The sequence below is a fragment of the Phytoactinopolyspora limicola genome (genome assembly GCF_011320225.1).
Classification (GTDB): domain Bacteria; phylum Actinomycetota; class Actinomycetes; order Jiangellales; family Jiangellaceae; genus Phytoactinopolyspora; species Phytoactinopolyspora limicola.
In genome coordinates this window covers 89,637-114,923 of the sequence record NZ_JAAOEN010000011.1, presented here as the reverse complement: position 1 = coordinate 114,923, position 25,287 = coordinate 89,637, and the positions used below count along the sequence as shown (strand labels likewise).

Sequence of the window (25,287 nt, the reverse complement as noted above, 5' to 3'; positions counted from 1 at the left end):
CACCATGACCCGCTATCTCGTGCGGCGCGTGTTGCAGGCAGTCGTGGTCATCCTGATCGTCACGGTGATCGTGTTCGTCCTGCTGCACGCGCTGCCCGGCGGCCCGGCCCGTGGGGTCCTCGGGCAGCAGGCGACCCCCGAGCAGATCGCGGCGTTCAACGCCGCGCAGGGCCTCGACCAACCGATCTGGGTGCAGTACTGGCACTACCTGGGCCGGCTGTTCAGCGGCGATCTGGGCACGTCGTACACACTCAACGCCCAGGTGTCCGACCTGCTCGCGGCTCGGCTGCCCAAGACCCTCGTCCTCACGCTGGCCTCGACGCTGCTGGCGCTGGTCATCGCGATCCCGCTCGGGATCCGGCAGGCCGCTCGGCGCAACGGCGCCTTCGACTACGCGGCCACCGCGCTGGCGATCATCGTGTACTCGACGCCGGTGTTCTTCCTCGGGCTGCTGCTGATCATGGCGTTCGCCCAGGGGATCCCACTGTTCCCGGCGCAGGCGCCACAGGGTGACTCGTTGGGGGACATCCTCGGGGAGCCACGTGGGCTGGTGCTACCGGTGGTAACCGGTGCGCTGGCCACCATCGCGGCGTTCAGCCGGTACATGCGCTCGGCCACGCTGGACAACCTGGCGGAGGACTACGTACGCACCGCCCGCGCCAAAGGTACGGGGGAGCGGGCGGTGCTGCTGAGACACGTCACTCGTAATTCTCTGGTGCCGGTGATCACCATGCTGGGCTACTTCGTACCGGTGATGTTCGGCGGCAGTCTCGTCGTGGAATCGATGTTCAACTACCCGGGCATCGGGTTCCTCTTCTGGAACGCCGCACAGACGTCGGACTTCCCCGTGCTGTTGGGAGTGGTGCTCGTGATCGCGATCGCCACCGTCGTGGGATCGCTGTTGGCCGACGTCGCGCAGGCACTGGTCGACCCGCGGGTGAGGAGTGTGGCGCTGTGACGACGATGACACAGGTGGCGGTGCCTACTGGTGCCGAGCCTCCGGTCCGGCCACGCCGCGGGCAGGCGTGGCGGCGGTTCACCGGCAACCGGCTGGCCGTGGCCGGCCTGGTGGTCGTGGCATTGCTGTTCCTGTTCAGCTTCGTCGGGCCATTGGTATACCAGACTGATCAGGTTCACACCGATCTAGCCAGCGCGAACCTGCGACCAGGGACCGACGGGCACCCGTTAGGCACCGACGACGTCGGCTACGACGTGCTGGGGCGGTTGATGGTTGGCGGGCAGACGTCGCTGATCATCGGGATGGCCGCAGGTGTGTTGGCGACCGTCATCGGTACCGCGTGGGGTGCGGTGGCCGGATATGTCGGCGGTCGGATGGACGCGGTCATGATGCGGGTGGTGGACGCGGGTATCGCCATCCCGGCGCTGTTCCTGCTGCTCGTGGCGTCGGCGATCTACACCCCGAGTGTGCCGATGATGATCGTTGTTTTGGGTTTGGTGTCGTGGCTGGTCCCCGCGCGGTTGGTGCGGGCCGAGGCGATGTCGCTGAAGACACGTGACTACGTGCTGACCCTGCGCGCCATCGGCGGCAGCCACCGACGGGCAATCGTGCGCCACATCGTGCCGAACACCGTCGGCACCATGATGGTGAACGCGACGTTTCAGGTGGCCGACGCGATCCTGCTGGTCGCCTACGTGAGTTTCCTCGGTATGGGAGTACAACAGCCGGCGACCGACTGGGGCGCGATGCTGTCCAAGGGTGTCACCTACGCGTACTCGGGTGCGTGGTGGCTGATCGTGCCGGCCGGGCTGTTGATCGTGCTCGTCGTCGCCTCGTTCAACTTCATCGGCGACGGCCTGCGGGACATGTTCGAGGTCAGGGGGAAGAACCGATGACGAACCACCGGGCCGACGAGCCGGCCGGCACCCCGGACGAGGACACGACGCCTACACCTCCGCCAGTTCTGCGCTACCGGTCGTTCAGCGTCACCTTCTCCACCGAACACGGCGATGTGCAGGCGGTCCGCGACCTCAACCTCGACCTCTACCCCGGTGAGGTGCTGGCGCTGGTGGGGGAGTCCGGTTCGGGGAAAACCGTGACGTCGCTGGCCGCCCTCGGGCTGCTACCCGCGTCCGCGCGGGTCACCGGCAGCGTCGAACTCAACGGACGCAACGTCATGGAGCTGCGGGGAGAGCAACTACGCAGGCTGCGCGGCGACGAGGTGTCGATGGTCTTCCAGGAGCCGATGACCGCGCTCAACCCGCTGATGCGGGTGGGCCGCCAGATCGCCGAGGTGTTGACCAACCACACCCGCCTGGCGAAGGACGCCGCGGCGGCGCGGGCGGTGGAGCTGTTGGGCCAAGTGGACATCCCTGAGCCGGCCCGGCGCGCTGGACAGTTCCCCCATGAACTATCCGGTGGGCAGCGGCAACGAGTCATGATCGCGATGGCGCTGGCGTGCGACCCGGACGTGATCGTGGCCGACGAACCCACCACCGCGCTCGACGTCACCGTGCAGGCGGGTGTCCTGGAGTTGTTGCGTGACCTACGCCGCGAGCACGGTGTGGCGATCCTGATGGTCACCCACAACATGGGTGTGGTGGCCGACATCGCCGACCGGGTGGCGGTGATGTACCGCGGCGACCTGGTAGAGACCGGCCCGGCCCGTACGGTGCTACTGGACCCGGCGCACGAGTACACGCGCTCACTGCTGGGCGCCGTTCCAGTGCTGCCCCGGCTCGAGGTGACCGCACCCTCGAGCCGGGGTGCGGAACCGACCGCAGACGCTGACACTCGTGTCGACGGTGACTCCGGTGCCGGCGGTGACACCCGCATCGGCACTGACGCCGACGTTGGTGCCGATGCCGGCGTTGGCACCGGGGCCGCAGCACCGGCGTTGGAGCTCGCGCAGGTCGTGGTGGAGTTCGGTGCCAAAGGGCGGCGGTTCACCGCGGTGGACGAGGTGAGCCTGCGCATCGATGCCGGGGAGTTCGTCGGCCTGGTCGGTGAGTCGGGTTCGGGTAAGTCGACCATCGGCCGCTGCGCACTTGGCCTGGTGCGCCCATCGGCCGGGACGGTCCGGCTGTTCGGCGCTGACCCGGCGTCGTTCCGCGGCCGGACAGCGCGGGCGGCCCGCCGTCGACTCGGGGTCATCTTGCAGGACCCGGCCGCGTCGCTCGATCCACGGATGTCCGTAGGTGACAGCATCGCCGAGCCGATGGTGGTGCACCGAACCCACCGGCGCCGGCAGCGGGCCGCCCGCGTGGCGCAGCTGCTGGAGAGCGTGCACCTACCGGCCACCACGGCGAGCCGTTATCCGCACGAGTTGTCCGGCGGGCAACGGCAACGGGTGAGCCTGGCGCGGGCGTTGGCGCTGGATCCGGAGCTGCTGATCGCTGACGAGCCGACCAGCGCACTGGACGTATCGGTGCAGGCCAGCGTCTTGGCGGTGCTGGCTGAGCTGCAAGAACGTTATTCGTTCGGTTGCTTGTTCATCAGTCATGACCTCGCCGTCGTCGACTCGTTGACCGACCGGATCGCCGTCATGCACGGGGGGCGGATCGTCGAGCACGGGCCGACCCGGCGAGTGCTGACGAAACCGCAGGCGGAGTACACCCACCGGTTGTTGACGGCGGCGCCGGTCCCGGACCCGGTCGAGCAACACGACCGCCGGCAGGCCTGGCTGGCCGCCCATCGGACGTCGGCCGCATGAGCATGGCAGCAGGTGTTGTCGGGGTCGATCTCGGTGGTACCAAGACCCGGTTCGTTCTGGCCGACCAGGCGCTAGAGGTCGAGGCCGCTCTCACCCGCCCGACCCCGGCCCGCGACGGTGGTGCCGCGATGCTCGCCGATGTGGTCCGCGGGGTGCGGGAGCTGGTGCCACCCGGCCGGCGAGTGATGGCGGTCGGGATCGGCACGGCCGGCGTCGTCGACCATGGCACCGGCCGGATCGTCGCCGCCAGCGACTCGTTCACCGGGTGGGTGGGCACGGACGTCGTCGGCGGACTCCAAGACGCGCTAAATGTTCCGGTGACACTCGAGAACGACGTCAACGCGTTCCTGTTCGCGGAGTATGTCCGAGGTGCGGCCCTCGATCGCCCCGACGTCGCCGGGATCAGCCTGGGCACCGGTGTCGGTGGAGCCTTGGTGCTGGGCGGTGAGTTGTATCGGGGCCAACAGGGTGGCGCCGGGGAGATCGGGCACGTGCCCGGATTCGGCGACGAGATGTGCACGTGCGGGCAGCGGGGACACCTAGAGTCGGTAGCGTCCGGGCGGTCGATAGCGCGCCGATACGAGCAACTGACCGGGCTGGCAGCGGAGGCGGGCCACATCGCCGCATTGGCCCGCGCGGGTGAGGCGGCGGCGACCCAGGTGTTGGCCGACGCCGGGCGGGCGGTCGCGGACGCGGCGTTGATGCTGGCCGGGATCCTGGACGTCTACGACGTCGTGATCGGTGGTGGTGTCGCCAAAGCGTGGGACGTGCTCGGCGCCAGCGTCTCGAAGGAGCTGGCGGTCACCGAACCCATCGGTGGGCACCCCATTAGCATCCGGCGCGCGGAACTGGGTGGGGATGCGGCCGCCATCGGTGCCGCCGCCCTGGCCTTACGCGGCCCGTGATCCCGGTGGGGAGGTATCCGGCCTTGATCAAGTGCGAGAAAACACCGCTATGACGGGAGTTTCTCGCACTTGATCAAGAACCGTCGCCGGCCGCTGCGCGGAATATTCACTGGCCGGTCGTTGTGCCCTCATGCCAGGGTGGCCGGCGTGGAGCGATCTTTCCTTCCCGGTCTTGAGCTGGCCGGACTGTTCTATGCCGAGATCGTCGCGCCGATCGTCGAGAAGGCCCTGGCCGGGGTGCCGTACTCGGCGGCGTTGATCGGCTGGGGTTCGGAGGTGCAAGGGTTCGACACGCAGCGTTCCACGGACCATGCCTGGGGCCCGCGGATGCAGCTGTTCCTCGGCAGCGAGGACTCCGCCGCGCGCGCCCGTGAGCTGGACGCCTTGCTCGACCGCGAGCTCCCGCGGGAGTTCCGTGGCTACCCGGTTCGTTTCGCCTTCCCATCGGACGCGCTGGCCCGGCATTGGGTCCACGTCACGGACCTGCCGGCCTTCTTCACCGAACACCTGGGCGTGGATCCGGCGGCCGGTCTGCCGCTGACGGCCTGGCTGACCGTTCCGGCGCAGGTGTTGCGTGAGCTCACCGGTGGCGTGGTCTTCCACGACGGACTCGGCCTGCTGGAGCCCTACCGGCGGCACCTCACGTGGTATCCCGATGACGTGTGGCGCTACGTCCTGGCATGCCAGTGGATGCGTTTGTCGCAGGAGGAGCCGTTCGTCGGCCGCTGCGGTGAGGTCGGCGACGACCTGGGCTCAGCTGTGGTCGCCGCCCGGCAGGTCCGCGACCTTATGAGACTGTGCCTGTTGATGGACCGGGTGTATCCGCCCTACAGCAAATGGCTGGGCACCGCCTTCGCCGCGCTGCCATCCGCTGGGGTGTTGACTCCGCACCTGGCGGGCGCTCTATCCGCACGCGGCTGGCAGGAACGAGAGCAACATCTTTCTCCTGCCTACCAGATCGCCGCCGAGCTGCACAATGATCTCGGCCTCACCGAGGCGCTGGACGTGACGGTCCGCTACTTCCACGACCGGCCGTTCCTGGTTCTGGATGCCTACCGGTTCACCGACGCTCTGGTCTCGACGATCAGCGATCCGGCCATCCGGGCGCTGCCCCCGGTCGGTGCGATCGATCAGTACGTTGACAGCACCGACCTCACCGGCGGGACGTATGCCGAGGTGCGCCGTCGTTACATCGCAGGTCCGCCGCTCGGCGGTTGAGCTCGATCGGCGAAGGTGACCGCGCATCAGGTGAGGTCGCGACGGTTGAAGACGGCGACGCCGACAACGACGAATGGAACAAGAACAACCGCCGGTGCGCCGATCGCCTGAAAGGTCCACCCGTCGGTGAGCGGAGACGGCTGGAGCAACCAGTGCCACGGCGATGTCCAGCGGAGGTTCTCGAACACATCGACCAAGGCCGACAACCCGTAGACGACGTAGGTAGCCGTCGCAAGCCCGGCGCCGGCGGCGATGGCGGCCCCCCGACTCCCCGACGCGGCACCGACGGCGAAGGTCAACGCCGTGAACAGCAACGCCATCAGCAGCGCCGCCACCCCGGCCGCGGCCAGGTTGCTCACGCTGAGCTCGTCGAGCTCGAACGGTGATCGCAACGCCACGAGGACCACCGTCGCGACCAGCGACACCACGGTCACCAGAATGGCCACCCCGGCGAACCGTTCTACCGCCAGCCGCCACCGATGGACCGGGTTGGCCAGCAGCGGTTCCAGAGTGCCTTCTCGTTCGGCCCCGGCGATACTCCACGCGGCGAGGCCGATTCCGTAGATCAGCAGCAGGATCGGGAACACGTTGGAGAAGAACTGGCTGTTCAGGTAGCCCGATGGAGTAGTAATACCGTCGGCGGCACCCATCATCTGGGTGACTCCTTCCGGTAACCCGTCCATGAACTCCTCGAAGCCTTCGCCGGCATCCCGCACAGCCGGGTAGCTGGCCGCCGTGATCGTCGCGAGCGCAGCGACGGCCAGCGACCACCAGATCAGGCCGCGCCGGCGCTCTCGGAGCATCTGTTTGAGGATGGTGAAGTGCGTCATCGTGTCTCGCCAACGTCGTCGCCATCGTCATGGTCGTCGGCACGGTTGTCGCCGTCGTCGCCCTCGCCGCGGTCGTCGTCGCCGTCGTCGTGCTGAACGTCGTCGCGGTAGAACTCGAAGAACACGTCCTCGAGGTCGTCGTCGTGGCTGACGATGCGCTCGACGCCGTGCCCGCTGATCCGGTCCAGGAGTGGGCCCACGCTGCCGTCGATCACCAGGCGCGCCCGTGATCCGTCGATCTCCACGGTGGACACCCCGTCGACCCCGTCGAGCAGCCCGGGTGGGACGTCGTCGGCGAACCGCAGCTCCAGGCGCTGTCGGGTGACCTCACGCAGGTTGGCCAGAGTGTCTTCGTGTACCAGCACGCCACGGCGGAGGATGCCGATGCGGTCGGCGATGTCTTCGACCTCTGGCAGTGTGTGGGAGGAGTAGAGGATGCTGGCCCCGGCGTCACGTCGTTCTCGGACCAGGGACAGAACATCTCGTTGCAGCAGCGGATCCAGCCCGGCGGTGGGTTCGTCCAGGATGAGGACGTCGGGATCGTGCATGAACGCCTGCACGATCGCCACCTTGCGCCGGTTTCCGGTGGACAGTTGCCCGATCTTGCGGGAGTGGTCGAGGTTCAGCCGTTCGCACAGGGCATCGATCTTCGCCCACGGCAGGCCGCCACGTAGGTCGGCATACCAGGTCAGCAGGGAGCGGGCGCGGAGGCCGCGATCAAGTGTGACGTCGCCTCCGACGTAGCCGATGCGCCGTCGTATGTCGAGATCGCGAGCGTGTCGGCCGAGGACGGCGACCCGGCCACTGGTCGGGTTGATGAAGCTCAACAGGGCGCGGATGGTGGTGGTTTTGCCGGCGCCGTTGGGGCCGAGCAGACCGTAGACTTCGCCGGCGTCGACATGCAGGTTGAGATCTTGGACGGCGGTCAGCGGGCCGAATTGTTTGGTCAGCTGGCTGACCTCGACGGGTGGTGGATCAGCCACGGTGGGCTCCTCTCGTCGTTGATCACGCTACAGGTACCCACGTGGGCCCGGCTCTAGCATCGCCCGCCGCCTTTCCTGAGGAGCAGGGATAATGGCAGCGATGACTGACACGACCGCGACCCCGGCTGCGTCGGCCCGTGCTCTGCGGCTGGGCCGGCTGACTGTCGACCCTCCCGTGGTGTTGGCGCCGATGGCCGGCGTCACCAATGCCGCGTTCCGGAGGCTCTGCGCCGAGCAGGGGGCCGGACTGTACGTCTGCGAGATGATCACGTCCCGTGGGATCGTCGAGCGCGACGACAAGACACTCGGGATGCTGGTGTTCGCGGAGGCCGAAGCGGTTCGGTCGGTGCAGCTCTACGGTGTCGATCCGCATCATGTCGGCGAGGCGGTGAAGATTCTCGCCGGTGACTACGGTGTGGCGCACGTGGACCTCAACTTCGGCTGCCCGGTGCCCAAAGTGACCCGCAAGGGTGGCGGCGCGGCCTTGCCGTACAAGCGGGTGCTGCTCGAGCGGATCCTGCGGGCGGCGGTGGGGGCTGCCGAACCCTATGGCATCCCCGTCACCATGAAGACCCGCAAGGGTATCGACGACGATCACCTCACCTACCTCGACGCCGGCCGGATCGCCGCTGACGCCGGGTGTGCCGCGATAGCCCTCCATGGGCGAACCGCCGCGCAGCACTACTCCGGCGTGGCCGACTGGGATTCCATCGCCCGGCTGAAGGAACATGCGGCGATACCGGTGCTGGGCAACGGCGACATCTGGGAGGCTGCCGACGCGCTGCGCATGATGCGGCATACCGGAGCCGACGGGGTTGTGGTGGGTCGGGGTTGCCTGGGGCGGCCATGGTTGTTTCGCGATCTGGCGGCGGTGTTCGCCGGTCAGCCGGCACCGCCGCTGCCCACTCTCGGCGAGGTGGCGGCGATGATCCGTCGACATGCGGAGCTGTTGGCTGAACTGATGGGTGAGGAACGCGGCCTTCGCGACATGCGGAAACACATGGCGTGGTACCTCAAAGGCTTCGTGGTGGGCAGCCGTACCCGGGCCGCGTTGGGGATGGTGGAAGACCTTAGCCAGCTCGATGGATTGCTGGCCGAGCTCGACCCGGCGCAGCCGTTTCCCGATGGTGAGGTGGGTACCGCTCGTGGCCGGCAGGGCAGCCCGCGCAGGGTGGCGTTGCCGGCAGGATGGCTGGACAGCACGGACTGTCCGGACGAGGATTTGGCGGCGGCCGAGCTGGGTATCTCCGGCGGCTGAACCACTTCCCCCATTCCCCGTGATCGTCAGCCATTTTCCGCCTACCCACCCGGTGATCGTTAGCGGGATGGTGCCGCTATAGCGACCGGATTCGGGCGATGATCACGGAACGGGCGGGCTGGAATCGGTTAACGATCACTGGTCACTGTGGGTGGCGTGACCACATGATGGACGGCCGGTCATAGTGATTGGTCCTTACTGGTACGTACCGGATTCTGTGTGCTCGGTCACGTGGAAACGGCCACCTGTACCGGTATTCGGCGCGGTCAGGCCGGACCATGATCCTCAAGGGCCGGTTCAATGCGGAGGATTGGTCTAGAAAAGGTCTATTTGGTCATCTCGGCCTTTCCTCACGCAGAGTTAAGCTCCGCGCAATCGATTCGTACTCAGTGTCGACGTACGCCAACTCAATCGACAGATCCACGTGGCCTTCGTGCCAGCGAACCACGGGGCCGCACTCAGCCACGCGACCGAGACCACGCGACCGATCCACGCGACCGAGACCACGTGACCGATCCACGCGACCGCAGTGACGAACTGGAGGGCCGGCCAGTGCAGCAGTACGTATTCGACTTTTCCCAGGGAAGCAAGGACGACAAAGACCTTCTCGGCGGGAAAGGCGCCAACCTCGCGGAAATGACGAGACTCGGGCTGCCGGTGCCGCCCGGATTCACCATCACCACCGCCGCCTGCCGCCACTACCTCGACACCGGAGCCGAACCGGAATCGCTGGCTCAGGAGGTCGGCGCCCACCTTGCGGCCTTACAAGAAAAGACCGGAAAACGCCTCGGCGACCCGGAGGATCCGTTGCTGGTGTCGGTGCGCTCGGGTGCCAAACACTCGATGCCCGGCATGATGGAGACCGTCTTGAACGTAGGCCTCACCGACATATCGGTGATTGGTCTCGCCGCCCGATCGGGAGACAACCGCTTCGCCTGGGATTCCTACCGCCGGCTGATTCAGATGTTCGGCAAAACCGTCCTCGGTATCGACGGAGAGATATTCGACGAGCGGCTCGAGGCCCGGAAGAAGGCCCGTCAGGCCGAGGCCGACGTCGAACTCGAGGCCGGCGACCTACGGATGCTCGTCGAAGAATTCAAAGACATCGTCCTGGTCGAGTCCGGGCGGGACTTCCCGCAGGATCCCCGCCAGCAACTCGACCTCGCCATTCGCGCCGTCTTCGAGTCGTGGAACACCGAGCGGGCCCGGATCTACCGGCGGCAGGAGCGTATCCCGGACGAGCTCGGCACCGCGGTCAACGTGTGTGCCATGGTGTTCGGCAATCTCGGCCCGGACTCCGGCACCGGCGTCGCCTTCACCCGCGATCCAGCCACCGGAGAGCAAGGCGTGTACGGAGACTACTTGTCCAACGCGCAGGGTGAGGACGTCGTCGCTGGTATCCGCAACACATTGCCACTTGCCGACCTCGAACACCTTGACCAGGCATCTTACGACGAACTGCTGAACATCATGGCGACCCTCGAACGCCACTACCGCGATCTGTGCGACATCGAGTTCACCATCGAACGCGGCAAGCTGTGGATGTTGCAGACCCGGGTGGGCAAGCGCACCGCGGCCGCGGCCTTCCGGATCGCCGGTCAGTTGGCCGACGAGGGTTTGATCGACGAGGACGAAGCGCTACAGCGGGTTACCGGTGAGCAACTCGCCCGGTTGATGTTTCCGCAGTTCGACCCGGCCGCGCCTCGGGACCTCGTGGCTCGCGGCATGGGGGCCAGTCCGGGGGCCGCGGTCGGCAAAGCTGCCTTCGACTCCGCCACGGCGGTGGCCTGGTCGGACGCGGGCGACGACGTCATCCTGGTCCGGCGGGAGACCAACCCGGACGACCTGCGGGGCATGGTGGCCTCACGCGGTGTCCTCACCTCACGTGGGGGCAAGACCAGCCACGCGGCCGTGGTGGCCCGGGGGATGGGGCGTACCTGCGTGGTGGGGGTCGAGGCCCTGCGGGTAGATCCAGGCGAGCGGGCGTTCACCACTCCCGACGGCACCCGCGTGGTGGAAGGCGATGTGATCTCGATCGACGGCGGCACCGGCGAGGTGTACCTGGGTGAGGTGCCGGTGGTGCCGTCGGCCGTGGTCGACGCCTTGCACGGCGACGACGCGGCCATCGATCAGGACGACGAGGTCGTCACTGCGGTACTGCGCCTGATGAAACACGCCGATGGGCGACGACGGCTGGGTGTACGGGCCAACGCCGACACCCCCGACGACGCCCGCCGGGCCCGTCAGCTAGGTGCGGGCGGAATCGGGCTGTGCAGAACCGAGCACATGTTCTTGGGGCCGCGGCGTAAGGTCGTCGAGCGGGTGATCTTGGCTCGCACCGATGAACAGCGCACCGAGGCTTTGGACGAACTGCGCCCAGTGCAGCGGGCCGACTTCACCGAGATCCTCGAGGCGATGGACGGGCTCCCGGTGACCATCCGGCTGCTCGACCCTCCGCTGCACGAGTTCCTTCCGGATCTCACCGACCTCTCGGTCCGGGTCGCGGTGGCTGAAGCAACCGGACAACACGACACCGAAGCCGCGGAGTTGCTCGCGGAGGTCCGCCGGCTCGACGAAACCAACCCGATGCTGGGTATGCGCGGCGTACGGCTGGGGCTGGTTATTCCGGAACTGTTCGCGCTGCAGGTTCGGGCTATCGCGGAGGCGACGGCCGACCTCCGGCAGCAGGGCCGTGATCCGCGCCCGGAGATCATGGTTCCGCTCGTGGCGGCCGTCCAGGAGCTGGAGTCGGTCCGCGAGATGGCGTTGACGACGATCGCCGACGTGGCGCGGGCGCACCGGATCGAGTTGTCCATCCCGATCGGGACCATGATCGAGCTGCCGCGGGCGGCCATGACGGCCCATCAGATCGCCGAGGTGGCGGAGTTCTTCTCGTTCGGGACCAATGATCTCACTCAGACGACATGGGGCTTCTCGCGTGACGACGTCGAGGCGGCATTCTTCCCGGCTTACCTGGAGAAGGGCATCTTCGGGGTCAGTCCGTTCGAGTCGATCGACGAGGAAGGCGTCGGCCGGCTGGTGTCGATCGCGGCGTGGGAAGGCAAGGAGAGCCGGACCGATCTGAAGGTGGGGGTGTGTGGAGAACATGGGGGCGACCCTGCGTCCATCCACTTCTTCGAGAAGATCCTGCTGGACTACGTGTCGTGTTCACCGTTCCGGGTTCCCGTCGCCCGGCTGGAGGCCGGCCGAGCCCGATCTGACGCCGGTCAGCGCGAGGCTAGCGGCTGAGGATCGAGCCGTCCTCAGGTAGGGATCACGGGACGGCGGGGCGTCGCACCACTCTGGTACATTTCAGCTCGTTTGGTAGATCTCGTGCACAACACCATGAATATCGGCAACGCCGGGGGGCGTGATGCGTGGCTTGGTGTGGCTCGGCGCCGCGGCTGTGCTGCTGGCGACGGTGTTCGTCGGCACTGTGCAGCAGGCGGCTGCGGCGCCGTCGAACTGCGCGGACGCTGGGCGGGGGAGCGACATCACCGGCTCGGTTCACGGAGCTCTGTCCGATGACGGTCGTCGGCTGACAGTCACCACGCCGGACCGGGCGTACGTCATTTCGGCCGTAGGCGTCCGGGGCGGCGGGGCGTACGCCGTGTACACGAGTGGGTCGTACTCGAATCTCACGGCGCCGGAAAACCGTGGTGGTCAGCTGCCCCGGATCAGTGACTGGTACGCCTGTGGTGAGCGGCGCCACGTCCCCACCAGGAGTCCTAGTCCGACCTCGACGCCACCTAGCCCATCGCCTACCCCGACCACCGAGCCCACCCGAACGCCAACCGGCAGTCCGACTGGTACCCCGGAGGTGACATCAGAGCCGACGGATCCACCCCGCACCGCCGACCCCACCGACCCTGAGGAGACGCCGGAGGCGGACCCGACAGTGACCGGCTCGCCGGAGCCGAGCGACCTCCCGACCAGCGCGGTCCCGGTGCCGACGGCGATCCCCGCCGGCGGCCCGCCCCCGCCGGCTTCGTCGCCGTGGGGAATGCTGGCCGTGGTGGGCGCCGGTGCTCTGGTGAGCGGCGCGATCGCGCTCCTGCTGCGGCGGCGTACGGCGTGACCGGATGGGTTCCGCGACACCGGAGGGTACGGGTAGGCGCGTCGGCCAGAATGGTGCTCCTCGTGTGCGGCGTGCTGATGCTCGTGGGGGCCGCGTGGGGGGTCAGCTCGGTCTTCGGTGGCGGAAGCTCATCGGCGTTGAAGAACCTGCCCGTCGGCGTCGAACCGGTTGAGCAGGGGCCGACGCCGGGTGAACCAGACGGGACGGCGGAGAGCCGCTACACCCTGTTCTTTCCACGTCTCGGGATCCGCGCCCCGGTCGTCGAGGTGGCGAGCGACGCCGACCGGGTCCTCGAGCCTCCCGTCGATCCGTTGCTGGCCGGTTGGTGGGCTGAGGGTGCGGCGCCTGGGGCGGAGCGTGGGGCAGCGTTGGTGGTGGGACACGCGGTCGAGGGGGGTGAGGCGGTCTTCAACGGGGTCGCCTCGCTGCGCGCCGGTGATCTGGTTGTGGTGACCGGCGACGAGGTAGTGGCCCATCGCGTCACGTCCCGCGTCGAGCTGTCTCCTGCTGAGCTCGCCCAACGGGCCGACGAGCTCTTCGATCAGGGCGGTCCGGCCCAGTTGGTCCTGGTCACGTGCAAGGACTGGGACGGCGACGAGTTCGCGGCGAACATCGTCGTGACGGCGGTCCCTCTCTGAGCGTCGTGCAGCGTCGCTGCCCTCGGTGATCGTTGTCGGTTTTCCGCCCCCAAGCCCGGTGATCGTTGCCGGCATCCGGTCGCTATAGCGACCGAATGCCGGCAACGATCACGAGAGAGGAGCGACCGAATGCCGGCAACGATCACCGGGAAGGGAGGTGCTGGTGTTGACAGCGTGGTTATGGGGCAATCTGAGGCGACGGCCCGGTGGTGCCGTTGGCGGCTTGAGCGTGCCGGTCGAGGAAGGCGTAGACGTCGGTGTCGTCCACCCCGGGGAAGGTACCCGGCGGCAGCGCGGCCAGCAGATGTGAGTGCACCCGTGCGCTTGGCCAGGCGTGGTCGGCCCACCGCCCGGCGAGGTCGGCCGGTGGACGCCGGCAACAGGACGGATCCGGACACGCGGACGTCGCCCGGTTGGTGGTCTCGCGGCCTTGAAACCATTTGACGTGCGCATACGGCACGCCGACATCGATAGCGAAGTCGCCGTCGACGGTCCGCTCGACATGGGTGGTGCACCAGTAGGTGCCCCGGCCCATGTCGGTGTACTGATAGTGCGACGCGTACCGGTCGGCCGCGTTGAACACGGCGCGAGCCGCCCAGTACCGGCACACGATCTGGCCCTCGATGGCGCCGGTGACGTCGGTGGGGAAGGTGACGTCGTCGTTCTCATACGCCTTGTAGATGATGCCGTCCTCGCCGACCCGCATGAAGTGCACAGGGATGCCGAGGTGGTGGGTGGCGAGGTTGGTGAACCGATGGGCGGCGGTCTCATAGGTGACGGCGAACATGTCGCGGAGGTCTTCGATGGCCAGCGCTTTGGCCGTCTTGGCGCGCTGGAGGAAGTCGACCGCGGCGGATTCCGGCATCAGGAGTGCGGCGGCGAAGTAGTTGGCCTCTACCCGTTGCCGGAGGAAGTCGGCGTAGTTGACCGGTTCTTGGTGTTCGAGCGCGAAGTGGCCGAGGGCTTGGAGCACGATGGTGCGCGGATCGTGGCTGATGTGGCTGGGTGGTGGCAGGTAGATCCGGCGGTTGCGTAGGTCGGTGATCGACCGGGTGGCGCGTGGGAGGTCCGCGGTGCGGTGCAACGTGAACCCGAGGTGTGCGGTGAGGTCGTTGAGTGCGCGTTCGGTGAGGGGGCCGCTGGTGTGCCCGATGGCGGCGGACAGGCCGGCGGCGACCGTTTCGAGTTCGGTGAAGTAGTTGTCTCGATCGCGCATCCGCTGGCGTAGTTCGGCGTTGGCCCGCCGGGCTTCCTCCGGGGTGGCGGCCTGTTCGATGGCCCGTCGTTCGAGTTCGTCGTGCAGGCCGACGAGTGCTTCGAGCGCCTCGGTGGGCAGCTTGCTACTGACGTTGACCGCTGGCAGCCCAAGAGACGCGTACAGGGGACTGCGTTGAGCGCGGACCAGCGCGATCTCCAATCCGGCTCGGTAGGAGGGCGCTTCCTGCTTGATCAACTCGGTGACCTGGACATCTAGCACGCTGGCTAGCGACTGGATGAGCGCCAGCCGCGGCTCGCGTTTGCCGTTCTCGATCTGAGAGAGCAGCGACGGTGCTCGGTCCACCGCGGCGGCCAGGGCGCCGAGCGTCATTCCTTTGGTTCGTCGAGCGTGCCGGATCCGCTGCCCAAGCGTCACAAGATCGATCTCGCCGTCGGCAACCGTCATTCTTTCTCCTGAGTGAAGATTTGGAAGATTTCACACACTGTACCCCTGGAAGAGTCCCTGTAGCGACGTTCAGAGTGTCAGTAGTGAAGGTTTTCAGCTAAGCGGGCCGCCAGAGGTCTAGTCCTCCAAGGTGGCCGGACCGAGGAGTTGGAACGACATGACGGTTGCACTCGACGAGCATCAAGACGAGGCGACACGCCCCGAGCGAGGCACGCCTGCCGGCAAGAACGGATCGGGCCCGGTTGGTACCCCGCAGGAGCGGCTGGCCGCCGAGACGGCCGAGCTGGAGCGGCAATGGGCCGAGGATCCACGGTGGCAAGGGGTGCGCCGCACCTACACCGCCGAGGATGTCGTCCGGCTACGCGGCACCGTGCGGGAGGAACACACTCTCGCCCGCCGCGGTGCCGAGCGGCTCTGGGAATTGCTCCGGACCCGGGACTATGTGCACGCACTCGGTGCCATCACGGGTAACCAGGCGGTGCAGATGGTCCGCGGTGGACTCGAGGCGATCTACCTGTCCGGCTGGCAGGTGGCCGCCGACGGGAACACCTCCGGGCACACCTACCCCGACCAGAGCCTGTATCCGGTCAACTCGGTGCCGTCGGTGGTCCGGCGGATCAACAACGCCTTGCTCCGAGCCGACGAGATCACCTTCTCGGAAGGTACTGACCCCGGGTTCGACTGGCTGGCGCCGATCGTCGCCGACGCGGAAGCCGGTTTCGGTGGACCGCTGAACGCCTACGAGCTGGCCAAGGCGCTGATCACCGCGGGCGCCGCCGGCGTCCACTACGAAGACCAGCTGGCGTCGGAGAAGAAGTGTGGCCACTTGGGCGGCAAGGTCCTGGTTCCCACGGGACAGCATGTCCGCACACTCAACGCGGCGCGGCTGGCCGCCGACGTCGCCGGGGTGCCGACCGTCGTCGTCGCCCGTACCGATTCGCTGGCCGCCAAGCTGATCACCAGCGACGTCGACCCTGACGACGCCCGGTTCCTCACCGGTGAGCGCACCGCGGAAGGTTTCTACCGGGTGACTCCCGGCCCAGACGCGGCCATCGCCCGGTCGGTGGCTTACGCGCCGTACGCGGACCTCATCTGGGTGGAGACCGGGACCCCCGACCTCGCCTTCGCCCGGCAGGTGGCCGAGGCGGTGCACGCTCGGTACCCCGGGAAGATGCTGGCCTACAACTGCTCACCGTCGTTCAACTGGAAATCCAACCTGGATGATGCCGAGATCGCCCGGTTCCAGCGGGAACTCGGGGCCATGGGTTACCGGTTCCAGTTCATCACTCTCGCCGGGTTCCACCAGCTCAACTACGGGATGTTCGACCTGGCCCAGCGTTACGCGCAGCAGGGAATGCCGGCGTACGTGGAGTTGCAAGAGCAGGAGTTCGCCGCCGAAAAACGTGGCTACACCGGTGTCAAACACCAGCGTGAGGTGGGTACGGGCTACTTCGACCTGGTGGCCACCGCACTGAACCCGGACGGCGAGACGGTGGCGCTGCGCGGCTCCACCGAGGAAGAACAGTTCCACTGACGTGGATCGGTGATCGTTGGCAGACTTTCGCCAACGATCACCGGGGATACAGGATGACGACGACGAGAAAGTGACGACGATATGACCTCCGAGCTGATGACTCAGGACACCACCACCCACGAGCCTGAGGCCGCCGTCCGACCGCAGCCGGGGCATCCCGGGCGCACGCCGCAGGTGGAGATCGCCGGCCCGCCGGTGTCGCGACAGGACGAGATCCTCACCCCGGACGCCCTGCGGTTCCTGGGCGATCTGCACGTCCGGTTCGCTGGCCGCCGTGCCGACCTACTGCGGGAACGTCAGGACCGACGCGAGCGAATCGCCGCCGGACAGGATCCCGACTTCCTGCGTGAGACGCGCCCGGTGCGCGACGAACCCAGCTGGCGGGTCGCGCCGCCGGCACCCGGGCTGACCGACCGGCGGGTGGAGATCACCGGCCCGACCGAGCGGAAGATGACCATCAACGCGCTCAACTCCGGCGCCAAGGTCTGGCTCGCGGATCTGGAGGACGCGAACACCCCGCACTGGGAGAACGTCGTCGGCGGACAGGTCAATCTGCACGACGCGGTCCGGCGCACCATCGACTACACGAGCCCGGAGGGCAAGCGGTACGAACTCGGGGAGACCACACCCACGATCGTGGTGCGCCCGCGCGGTTGGCATCTGACGGAGAAACACCTTAGGGCCGATCGCGAGCCTATGGTCGGGGCGCTGGTGGACTTCGGGTTGTACTTCTTTCACAACGCCCACGAACTCATCCGCCGCGGCGTCGGTCCCTACTTCTATCTGCCGAAGCTGGAGAGCCACCTCGAAGCGAGGTTGTGGAACGACATCTTCCTCTACGCTCAAGAGGCGCTGGGCCTGCCCCGCGGGACCATCCGGGCGACCGTGCTGATCGAGACGATCACGGCGGCGTTCGAGATGGAGGAGATCCTCTTCGAGTTGCGGGAGCACTCGGCCGGGCTGAACGCGGGCCGGTGGGACTACATCTTCAGCCTGATCAAGAACTTCCGGACCCGTGGTGGACGGTTCGTGCTGCCGGACCGGGGTGCGGTCACCATGACCGTGCCGTTCATGCGGGCCTATACCGAGTTGTTGGTGCGCACCTGCCACCGGCGCGGGGCGCACGCTATCGGCGGTATGTCGGCGTTCATTCCGTCGAAGGATCCCGAGGCGAACGCCGAGGTCTTCGAGAAGGTGCGGGAAGACAAGAGCAGGGAAGCGCGGGACGGATTCGACGGCTCGTGGGTGGCGCACCCGGGTATGGTCGAGGCCGTCCGAGAGGTGTTCGACGAGGTGCTGGGCGAGCGGCCGAACCAGGTCGAGCGGCAGCGCGACGACGTGCACGTTCGTGCGGCCGACCTGCTGCGCATCGAGGCGACGCCAGGCCGGATCACCGAGGCGGGGCTCCGCACCAACGTCGCTGTTGCGCTGCGGTATCTGGAGGCGTGGCTGGGTGGCCGTGGTGCGGTTGGGATCTTCGGGCTGATGGAGGATGCGGCCACCGCGGAGATCTCCCGTTCGCAGATCTGGCAGTGGATCGACTCCGAGGCGGCCATCGAGGACGGCACGCTGATCACCCATCAGCTGGTGGCCGACGTCGTCGCGGAGGAGACTGACCGGCTGCTGGCCGAGGCCGGTGACGACGCTTCTCGCTCCGCCCGGGTGGAGCAGGCGAGGGAGCTGTTCGAGCAGGTCGCACTGGGCCCGGACTACCCGACCTTCCTGACCGTGCCGGCCTACGCCTACCACGTCTAACCCCACCCCTCCCATGATCATGAACACTTTGCCGGGCGATAGCACGGCAAAGTGTTCATGATCATGGGGGAGAGGGTCGGGAAGTGCATAGTTCCTGCACAGTGGGTACGCTCGGCCTCGATGGATGGGTATGAGGAGGCCGACCGCGAACGGTGGGCGCGAGAACCGGTCAAGCAGGCCGCACGCACCGACTTCGAGCGCGACCGCGCGCGGGTGTTGCACTCGGCGTCGTTGCGCCGTCTTGCGGCGAAGACCCAGGTGGTCTCCCCAGGCAGCGACGACTTCGTGCGTAATCGGCTCACCCATTCGCTGGAAGTGGCACAGGTGGGTCGCGAGGTAGGCAAGGCGTTGGGGTGTGACCCCGACGTGGTCGACACGGCCTGCCTGGCCCACGACCTCGGGCACCCACCGTTCGGACACAACGGAGAGGCCGCGCTCAACGAGATCGCGGCCGACATTGGCGGCTTCGAGGGGAACGCGCAAACGTTGCGGCTGTTGAGCCGGCTGGAGGCCAAGGCCGTACACGCCGAGACGGGTGCGTTGGCTGGTCGTTCGGCCGGACTCAACCTGACCCGGGCGAGTCTGGACGCCGCCACGAAGTACCCATGGGGACGCAGCGCGCGGCATCCACGCAAGTTCGGTGTGTACGACGACGATCTCGACGTCTTCACCTGGCTGCGGATGGGGGCACCGGACGAGCGTCGCTGCCTGGAAGCCCAGGTGATGGATTTCGCCGATGACGTCGCCTACTGCGTCCATGATGTGGAGGACGCGATCGTCGCCGGCCGTCTCGAACCGGCGCGGGTGCTCGACGATCCAGCCGAGCGGAAGCGGTTCGCCGAGCTGACCCGCTCGTGGTATCTGCCCGACGCCGAGATCGACGAGATCCTCGAGACCCTCGACCGGATGCGGGCCACGCCGTTCTGGGTCGACGAATACGACGGGCGACGGTCCGCGTTGGCCGCGCTCAAAGACATGACCAGCCAGATGATCGGCCGGTTCGCCGAGCATGCTCAGCGGGCCACCCACGACGCCTACGGCGGTGGCCGGCTGACCAGGTACGCGGCCGACCTCTGCGTCCCCCGCTCGACGCGGCTGGAAGTGAACATCATGAAAGGGTTGGCCGCCACCTATGTCATGACGGCCAGAGATCGCGCCGAGACCTACGGCGACCAGCGTGCGTTGGTCGCCGAACTGGTGGAGCGGCTGCTCGACCGGGCGCCGGAGGCTCTCGAGCCGACGTTCCGGGTCGACTGGAACATGGCGGGAACCGACGATGCCCGGCTGCGGGTGGTGGTCGACCAGGTGGCGTCCCTGACCGACATATCCGCCTACCAGTGGCACCGCCAGCTGACCAGCAGCTGAGCGCGGCGCAGGTTATCGGTCTTTGAGCCGTTCACCGCCCTCTTTGACGCTCGTGGCGCTGTAGTGACCCTTGGATTCCGCCTCTAACAGCTCGTCCTCCGGGATCTCCTCGACCGGCTCCGCAGCCGGGCGTTCGGTGTTTCCCGCTACGTGCCTGCCCCTGTACCGGCCGGCCATGACAACCGCCTCCTCGTCGGGTGATCGGGCGAGTCCACGAACCGTGTATAGCGCCGAGTATGCATACCCTGTTTCAGCCTGTCTAACACGTGCCGATTCGAGCAGGCCACTTGTTTGCCCGTTTTGCCAGGCCGGTAGTGGCCGGGACATGGCCGTCTAGTCGCTAGGCACGAGGTCGGGAAGCTGCTGGACACGTTCCAACAACGGTCGGAACAGGTCGGCACGCTCGTCGAGCTGCTCGACTACGTCGTCGGCCAGCAGCACCAACGTTTCCGCCGACGTGTCGCCGTCGGCTACCGCCTCGACCTCAGACCATGACAGCGGCGCGGCCACGGTCGGGTGTTCGCGGGCGCGTAGGGAGAACGGGGCCACCGTCGTCTTGTGCCGTGAGTTCTGGCTCCAATCGACGAACACCTTGCCGCGGCGTCGCGCCTTCGTCATCCGGGAGACCACCTCGTCGGGGTGTTCCTGTTCGACGAGTTGGGCGACCGCATGGGCGAACGGCTTGGTGTCGGCGTAGGTGACCGGCGTGTTGAGCGGCAACGCCAGATGCAGCCCCTTGGACCCCGACGACTTCACCAGCACCTCCAACCCGAGATGTCCGAGTAGGTCCCGGATCCGGACCGCTACCCGCGCGCACTCGCTCAACCCGGCGCCCTCGCCGGGGTCCAGATCGAACACGATCATGGTGGGGCGTTCGACGTCGTCACCGCGGGCCAGCATGGTGTGCAATTCGAGGTCGGCGAGGTTGGCCGCCCAGATCAGCGTCGGCAGGCTATCGACGACGACGTACTCCACCGTGCGCCGGTTGCTTTCACTCCAGATCGGTGCCGTGGTGATCCAGTCGGGCCGACCCCGGGGTGCCTGCTTCTCGTAGAAGTACTCTCCGTCGACGCCGTGGGGGTAACGCTTCATGGTGAGTGGGTGGCCGTCGAGATGGGATAGGAGTGCCGGGGCCACCGCGCGGTAGTACTCGATGACCTGACCCTTCGTGGTACCAGGCACCGGATACAACACCTTGCCGAGGTTAGACAACTTGAGCCGCCGACCATCCACGCTGACCTGTACGTCGGTCAGCTGACCGGAGTCGTCCTCGTTGGTGGGGACGCGCGCCGGATCCGTGTCGTTGGCTGGGACGCGCGCCGGGTCCGTGTCGTTGGCTGGGACGCGCGCCGGGTCGACCTGGTCATCGCCACTACCACTTCGCCCGTCGTCGAGGCTCGGGTCGTTGATGCCGGCGCTGGTGGACGACGGATCAGTTGGCCGCTCGCGGACCACCTCAGAGGCAGGCTTGTCGTCGCGAAGGCCGCGGTAGGTGGGGTGGCGCATGGTGCCGGACTCGGTCCACTCCCCGAACTCCACCTCACACACCACCACGGGGTCGACGAACACGGTGTCTTTCGTCTGCGGCTGCCGGCCGTCGAACGGGCTGCTGTCCCGCCGCAGATGCTCCAGCCGTTCTCGGAGCATCCGCAGCGTCTTCGCGTCGAACCCAGTGCCCACCTTGCCGGCATAACGGAGGTGGTCACCTTCGTAGTACCCGGTGAGCAGGGCGCCGAGGTCACGCTCGCGCTGCCCCTGACCCGAGGTCCAACCGCCGATCACCACCTCCTGGCGGTACACGTTCTTCACCTTCAACCAGTCCCGGCTGCGCCGGCCAGGCTGGTAGGTGCTGTCCAGCCGTTTGGCGACGATGCCCTCCAACCCTTGCCGACGGCTGGCCTCCAGCAACGCCGCTCCGTCCGCGCGATGAAACGCCGGCACCTGCCAGCTCCGGCCACCCAGGCCGAGTGATTCCAGCTCCTGGCGGCGTTGCTCATAGCCGAGGCGGAGCAGCGAGCGGCCGTCGACGTAGAGCAGATCGAAGATGACATAGGTGACCGGGATCTCGGTCTGCCGCTGCCGGATCCGGGCATCCTCGGTCAGGTGTAGACGCGGCTGGAGCCGTTCGAAGCTGGGCCGGTCGCCGTCGAAAGCGACCAGTTCGCCGTCCAGCACCACCCGGTGCGCGCCGAGCTGGCGCACGAGTGGACCGATCTCCGGGTATTGCCGGGTGATGTCGCGGCCGTTCCGGTTGATCAGGCGCAAAGCGCCGCGCTCTCCGTAGGCCAGGGCCCGGATGCCGTCCCACTTGATCTCGAAGGCCCAGGCCCGCTCGTCCGGAGGCAGCCGCGACAACGTGGCCTTCATTGGTTCGACGGCGTCGGGCATCGGTGCCTGGTCGGCTGCCGGCGGGTCCATGCGATGGATCAACCAGTTTTTCTCGTCGCGGTCGGAGCGTCCACGCCCGGCGCGGAACAACGCGAATCGGCCCGTGGCCCGCTGCCCGTACAGCCGGACGACGACCTTGTCCCGCTCGAACTTCTCCGCCTCGTAGGTGCCATGGTCCCAGACCGTCATGCTCCCGGCACCGTATTCACCAGCGGGGATCTCGCCCGCGAAGGTCAGATACTCCAAGGGGTGGTCTTCGGTGTGGACGGCGAGATGATTCTGCTCGGGGTCGTCGGGCAGACCGCGGGGCAACGCCCACGACACGAGCACACCGTCGTGTTCCAGGCGCAGGTCCCAGTGCAGCCGACGGGCATGATGCTCCTGAATGACGAACCGGTTGCCCGCCCCGGAGGTATCCCGCCCGCGCGGCTCGGGTGTGTTCTCGAACGAGCGTTTGTTGTGATATTCGTTGAGCTTCTCGGGCGGGGCCATACGTCGTTCATACCTGAATTCGGCTGCCCGATGTGGCCTGCGGGGGTGGAAACGCGGGCCTGGGCCAGGCGTACAGCGGGGGTCCGGACCGGTTGTGTGAGGTCCGCCGGGTCGGGTATCCGCACCGATGAGTGGTCGCTGCGCGGCGGCTGCCAAGGCAGAAGTCGTTCATGGTCGGAGTTCGCCGGAAGGACGCGAAAGGTAGGGATGTCATGTCGTTGAACGAACGCCTTGGGCAGATCCCTTGGTGGGTGTGGACACCGATGTTGGCGCCAGCCGTGGTTGTCCTCACCGTGCAGGTCGGCTGGTTCCCGGTGCTAGCCGTCGTGGTGGGCTGGCTCGTCGTGGGGCTGATTCGGCAGCAGCCGCGAGGCGCCGTACCCCTGGACATCGACCAGATCGTGGGCCTACCGCAGGAGGACGTCGAACCCATCGTGGCACGCGCCTCCACTCACCAGCTCGGTGAGCTGTGGGAGCAGTCCAGCCGGATCCTGCGCCGAGCCTTCCTACCTGCGACGGTGTCAGCACACGTCCAGTTGCGGGAGTTGTTGTTGGCGGAGATGGAACGACGAGACGCCGAAGCCGTCGACCGGTGGCTGGCGGACCGGCCGGACCGACTCGACCCTCGGCAGTACCTGGAGCCGCGTTGACCGCGGCCACCCGCCATCAGCCACGCCGGGACGCATTCTCGCCGGCCTCGTGGGTAATCCACGGCCATGGCACGCACATTTGTCGAAGGCTCTGAGCCGGCGCCGCTTGGTGCGGATGAGCACGTGCTGGCCCGGCTGTGGTCGCGCGCCGATGACGCACCGGACCGAACCATATTTAGCGTCCCGGAGCAGGGGTTATGGCGAGAGGTGACGTGGAGCGAGCTGACGGACTCCGTTCGGCGCACCGCCGCTGCGCTGGTGGCAGCCGGCGTGGCGCCGGGAGACCGAGTTGGTCTCATGAGTCCTACCCGGATGGAGTGGGCCGTGTCCGACCTGGCCATCCTGGCTGCTGGAGCGGTGACCGTCCCGCTGTACGACACCAGCTCGACGGACCAGTGCCGAGCAATCTTGGCCGACTCCGGTGCGCGACTCGTCTTCGTGGCCGACGAAGAGCTGGCGCAGCGGGTACATGACGTCAGTGACGCCGACGTGGTGGTGTTCGACGACGGTGGCCTGACCGAGCTCGGCGGGCGCGGGGGATCCGCCGAGCAGGACGAGGTCGGGCGGCGTCTTGAGGCGTTGACCGTCGACGACATCGCCACGATCGTCTACACCTCCGGAACCACCGGTGATCCCAAAGGGTGTGTGATCACCCATGGCAACCTCGCCTGGACGGTGCGTCAAACCCGAGATCACCTGGGCACGGTCCTGGCCGCCGGCGGGTCGTTGGTGCAATTCCTGCCGCTCGCGCACATCTTCGCCCGGCTCATCCAGTTCGTCTGTCTCGACCGCGACGTCGTCGTGGCGTTTCCGAGTTCGCCCGACGACCCGCGAGAGGACTTCCGCTCGTTCCGGCCGACTTTTCTGCTCGGTGTACCACGGGTGTTCGAGAAGGTCTACGAAGCGGCCCGCCGGCAAGCTGGTGGGGGTGTTGGCGGTGCGCTGTTCGGTGCTGCCGCATCCGCGGCGAGGTCGTGGTCGACGGCGGAACGGCCGGGGCCATTGGTCCGTCTTCGCCGTCAGCTGTTCGAGCCGCTGGTGTACACCAAGCTCCGCCGAGCGCTGGGCGGACGGGTGCGCTACTGCGTCTCCGGCGGGGCACCTTTGGCACCCGACCTCGCTCACTTCTTCCGGGGCGCGGGTGTGCCGATCCTCGAAGGATACGGGCTGACGGAAACCACCGCGCCGGCCACCGTGAACACGCCGGCCGCCACCCGGATTGGTTCGGTCGGCCGGCCGTTGCCCGGTGTGTCGGTGCGGATCGACGACGACGAGATCCTGGTCAAGGGCGGCAACGTGTTCCAGCGCTACTTCCACGACGACGCTCGCACCAGCGACGACTTCGACGGCGACTGGTTCCGCACCGGCGACCTCGGTGAGCTGGACGACGAGGGCTACCTGTACGTCAAGGACCGGAAGAAGGAGCTCATCGTCACCGCCAGCGGGAAGATCGTCGCCCCGGCGCCGCTGGAGGAGGCGGTGGCCGAACACCGGTTGGTTTCGCAGGCCATGGTGGTGGGCGACCGACAGCGGTTCGTCGCGGCACTCGTCACTCTGGACGAAGACGAGCTGTCTGGTTTCGCCGACCGGCATGGCCTGCGTGGAGACCGGTTGAAAGACCATGAGCGGGTGCGCGCCGAGGTGAGCCAGGCTGTTGAGTACGCCAACCGGTTGGTGTCGCGGGCCGAGTCGATCCGTGAGTTCGCCATCCTCGACCGGGAGTTCACCGTGGAGGACGGTGAGCTGACACCGACGTTGAAGCTGCGCCGGCGCGACATCGCCGAACGGTTCGCCGATGAGATCGACGCTCTCTACCGCACTGAGGACGTGGAACGGACATCCGGTGGTTGACCGGCAGG

At 67.4% G+C, this 25,287-nt stretch carries 18 protein-coding genes; 14 read left to right on the top strand and 4 right to left on the bottom strand.

Translation table 11 applies throughout. The annotated features are described in order from the left end of the window. Positions 1–4 precede the first annotated feature (4 nt). The 5 genes from G8760_RS21880 (at position 5) to G8760_RS21860 (ending at position 5,794) form a co-directional block, all read left to right on the top strand. Positions 5–958, top strand: a complete 954-nt coding sequence (locus tag G8760_RS21880; RefSeq protein ID WP_166354957.1) for an ABC transporter permease — start codon at positions 5–7, stop codon at positions 956–958. A gap of 5 nt (positions 959–963) precedes the next feature. After that, positions 964–1,854 (top strand): ABC transporter permease, encoded by an 891-nt coding sequence (locus tag G8760_RS21875; RefSeq protein ID WP_166355003.1) that lies wholly within the window; start codon positions 964–966, stop codon positions 1,852–1,854. Next, positions 1,851–3,671 (top strand): dipeptide ABC transporter ATP-binding protein, encoded by a 1,821-nt coding sequence (locus G8760_RS30355; RefSeq protein WP_166354956.1) that lies wholly within the window; start codon positions 1,851–1,853, stop codon positions 3,669–3,671. Before G8760_RS21875 ends, G8760_RS30355 begins: the two co-directional genes overlap by 4 nt. Beyond that, the gene (locus tag G8760_RS21865; protein ID WP_166354955.1) at positions 3,668–4,576 is read left to right on the top strand and encodes an ROK family protein; all 909 of its coding nucleotides are present in this window, start codon (positions 3,668–3,670) and stop codon (positions 4,574–4,576) included. Before G8760_RS30355 ends, G8760_RS21865 begins: the two co-directional genes overlap by 4 nt. Before the next feature lie 147 nt (positions 4,577–4,723). Beyond that, positions 4,724–5,794, top strand: coding sequence for a DUF4037 domain-containing protein (locus G8760_RS21860; RefSeq protein WP_166354954.1), 1,071 nt, complete (start codon positions 4,724–4,726; stop codon positions 5,792–5,794). 26 nt (positions 5,795–5,820) lie between these two features. Here G8760_RS21860 and G8760_RS21855 read toward each other — a convergent pair whose 3' ends face one another. Then, on the bottom strand, positions 5,821–6,624 hold the full coding sequence (locus G8760_RS21855) for an ABC transporter permease (RefSeq protein WP_166354953.1): 804 nt from the start codon (positions 6,622–6,624) through the stop codon (positions 5,821–5,823). After that, positions 6,621–7,607 (bottom strand): ABC transporter ATP-binding protein, encoded by a 987-nt coding sequence (locus tag G8760_RS21850; RefSeq protein WP_166354952.1) that lies wholly within the window; start codon positions 7,605–7,607, stop codon positions 6,621–6,623. Before G8760_RS21850 ends, G8760_RS21855 begins: the two co-directional genes overlap by 4 nt. A gap of 91 nt (positions 7,608–7,698) precedes the next feature. On the opposite strand from G8760_RS21850, the gene dusB reads away from it, so the two are divergent. The 4 genes from dusB (at position 7,699) to G8760_RS21830 (ending at position 13,581) form a co-directional block, all read left to right on the top strand. After that, the gene (dusB, locus tag G8760_RS21845; protein ID WP_166354951.1) at positions 7,699–8,865 is read left to right on the top strand and encodes a tRNA dihydrouridine synthase DusB; all 1,167 of its coding nucleotides are present in this window, start codon (positions 7,699–7,701) and stop codon (positions 8,863–8,865) included. Positions 8,866–9,372: 507 nt separating this feature from the next. Further along, on the top strand, positions 9,373–12,114 hold the full coding sequence (gene ppdK / locus G8760_RS21840; protein ID WP_246222640.1) for a pyruvate, phosphate dikinase: 2,742 nt from the start codon (positions 9,373–9,375) through the stop codon (positions 12,112–12,114). Positions 12,115–12,238: 124 nt separating this feature from the next. Next, positions 12,239–12,943: a hypothetical protein gene (locus G8760_RS21835; protein ID WP_166354949.1), complete on the top strand. Its 705-nt coding sequence runs from the start codon at positions 12,239–12,241 to the stop codon at positions 12,941–12,943. Positions 12,944–12,993: 50 nt separating this feature from the next. Beyond that, the gene (locus G8760_RS21830) at positions 12,994–13,581 is read left to right on the top strand and encodes a class F sortase (RefSeq protein ID WP_166354948.1); all 588 of its coding nucleotides are present in this window, start codon (positions 12,994–12,996) and stop codon (positions 13,579–13,581) included. A 178-nt stretch (positions 13,582–13,759) separates the two neighbouring features. Here G8760_RS21830 and G8760_RS21825 read toward each other — a convergent pair whose 3' ends face one another. Continuing rightward, positions 13,760–15,244 (bottom strand): XRE family transcriptional regulator, encoded by a 1,485-nt coding sequence (locus G8760_RS21825; RefSeq protein ID WP_166354947.1) that lies wholly within the window; start codon positions 15,242–15,244, stop codon positions 13,760–13,762. A gap of 157 nt (positions 15,245–15,401) precedes the next feature. Between G8760_RS21825 and aceA the strand changes: the two genes are divergently transcribed. The 3 genes from aceA to G8760_RS21810 all read left to right on the top strand — a co-directional run bounded on the left by aceA (position 15,402) and on the right by G8760_RS21810 (position 19,898). Further along, positions 15,402–16,778, top strand: coding sequence for an isocitrate lyase (aceA, locus tag G8760_RS21820; protein WP_166354946.1), 1,377 nt, complete (start codon positions 15,402–15,404; stop codon positions 16,776–16,778). 81 nt (positions 16,779–16,859) lie between these two features. Further along, the gene (gene aceB / locus G8760_RS21815; RefSeq protein WP_166354945.1) at positions 16,860–18,533 is read left to right on the top strand and encodes a malate synthase A; all 1,674 of its coding nucleotides are present in this window, start codon (positions 16,860–16,862) and stop codon (positions 18,531–18,533) included. 120 nt (positions 18,534–18,653) lie between these two features. Continuing rightward, the gene (locus tag G8760_RS21810; protein ID WP_166354944.1) at positions 18,654–19,898 is read left to right on the top strand and encodes a deoxyguanosinetriphosphate triphosphohydrolase; all 1,245 of its coding nucleotides are present in this window, start codon (positions 18,654–18,656) and stop codon (positions 19,896–19,898) included. A 333-nt stretch (positions 19,899–20,231) separates the two neighbouring features. Here G8760_RS21810 and ligD read toward each other — a convergent pair whose 3' ends face one another. Beyond that, on the bottom strand, positions 20,232–22,778 hold the full coding sequence (gene ligD, locus G8760_RS21800) for a DNA ligase D (protein WP_166354942.1): 2,547 nt from the start codon (positions 22,776–22,778) through the stop codon (positions 20,232–20,234). A 212-nt stretch (positions 22,779–22,990) separates the two neighbouring features. Here ligD and G8760_RS21795 point away from each other — a divergent pair, with 212 nt between their 5' ends. Together G8760_RS21795 and G8760_RS21790 are read left to right on the top strand one after the other, a co-directional pair. Then, complete coding sequence (locus tag G8760_RS21795) at positions 22,991–23,428, top strand: hypothetical protein (protein ID WP_166354941.1); 438 nt, start codon at positions 22,991–22,993, stop codon at positions 23,426–23,428. A 66-nt stretch (positions 23,429–23,494) separates the two neighbouring features. After that, positions 23,495–25,279, top strand: a complete 1,785-nt coding sequence (locus tag G8760_RS21790) for an AMP-dependent synthetase/ligase (RefSeq protein WP_166354940.1) — start codon at positions 23,495–23,497, stop codon at positions 25,277–25,279. The last annotated feature ends 8 nt before the right edge of the window (positions 25,280–25,287 follow it).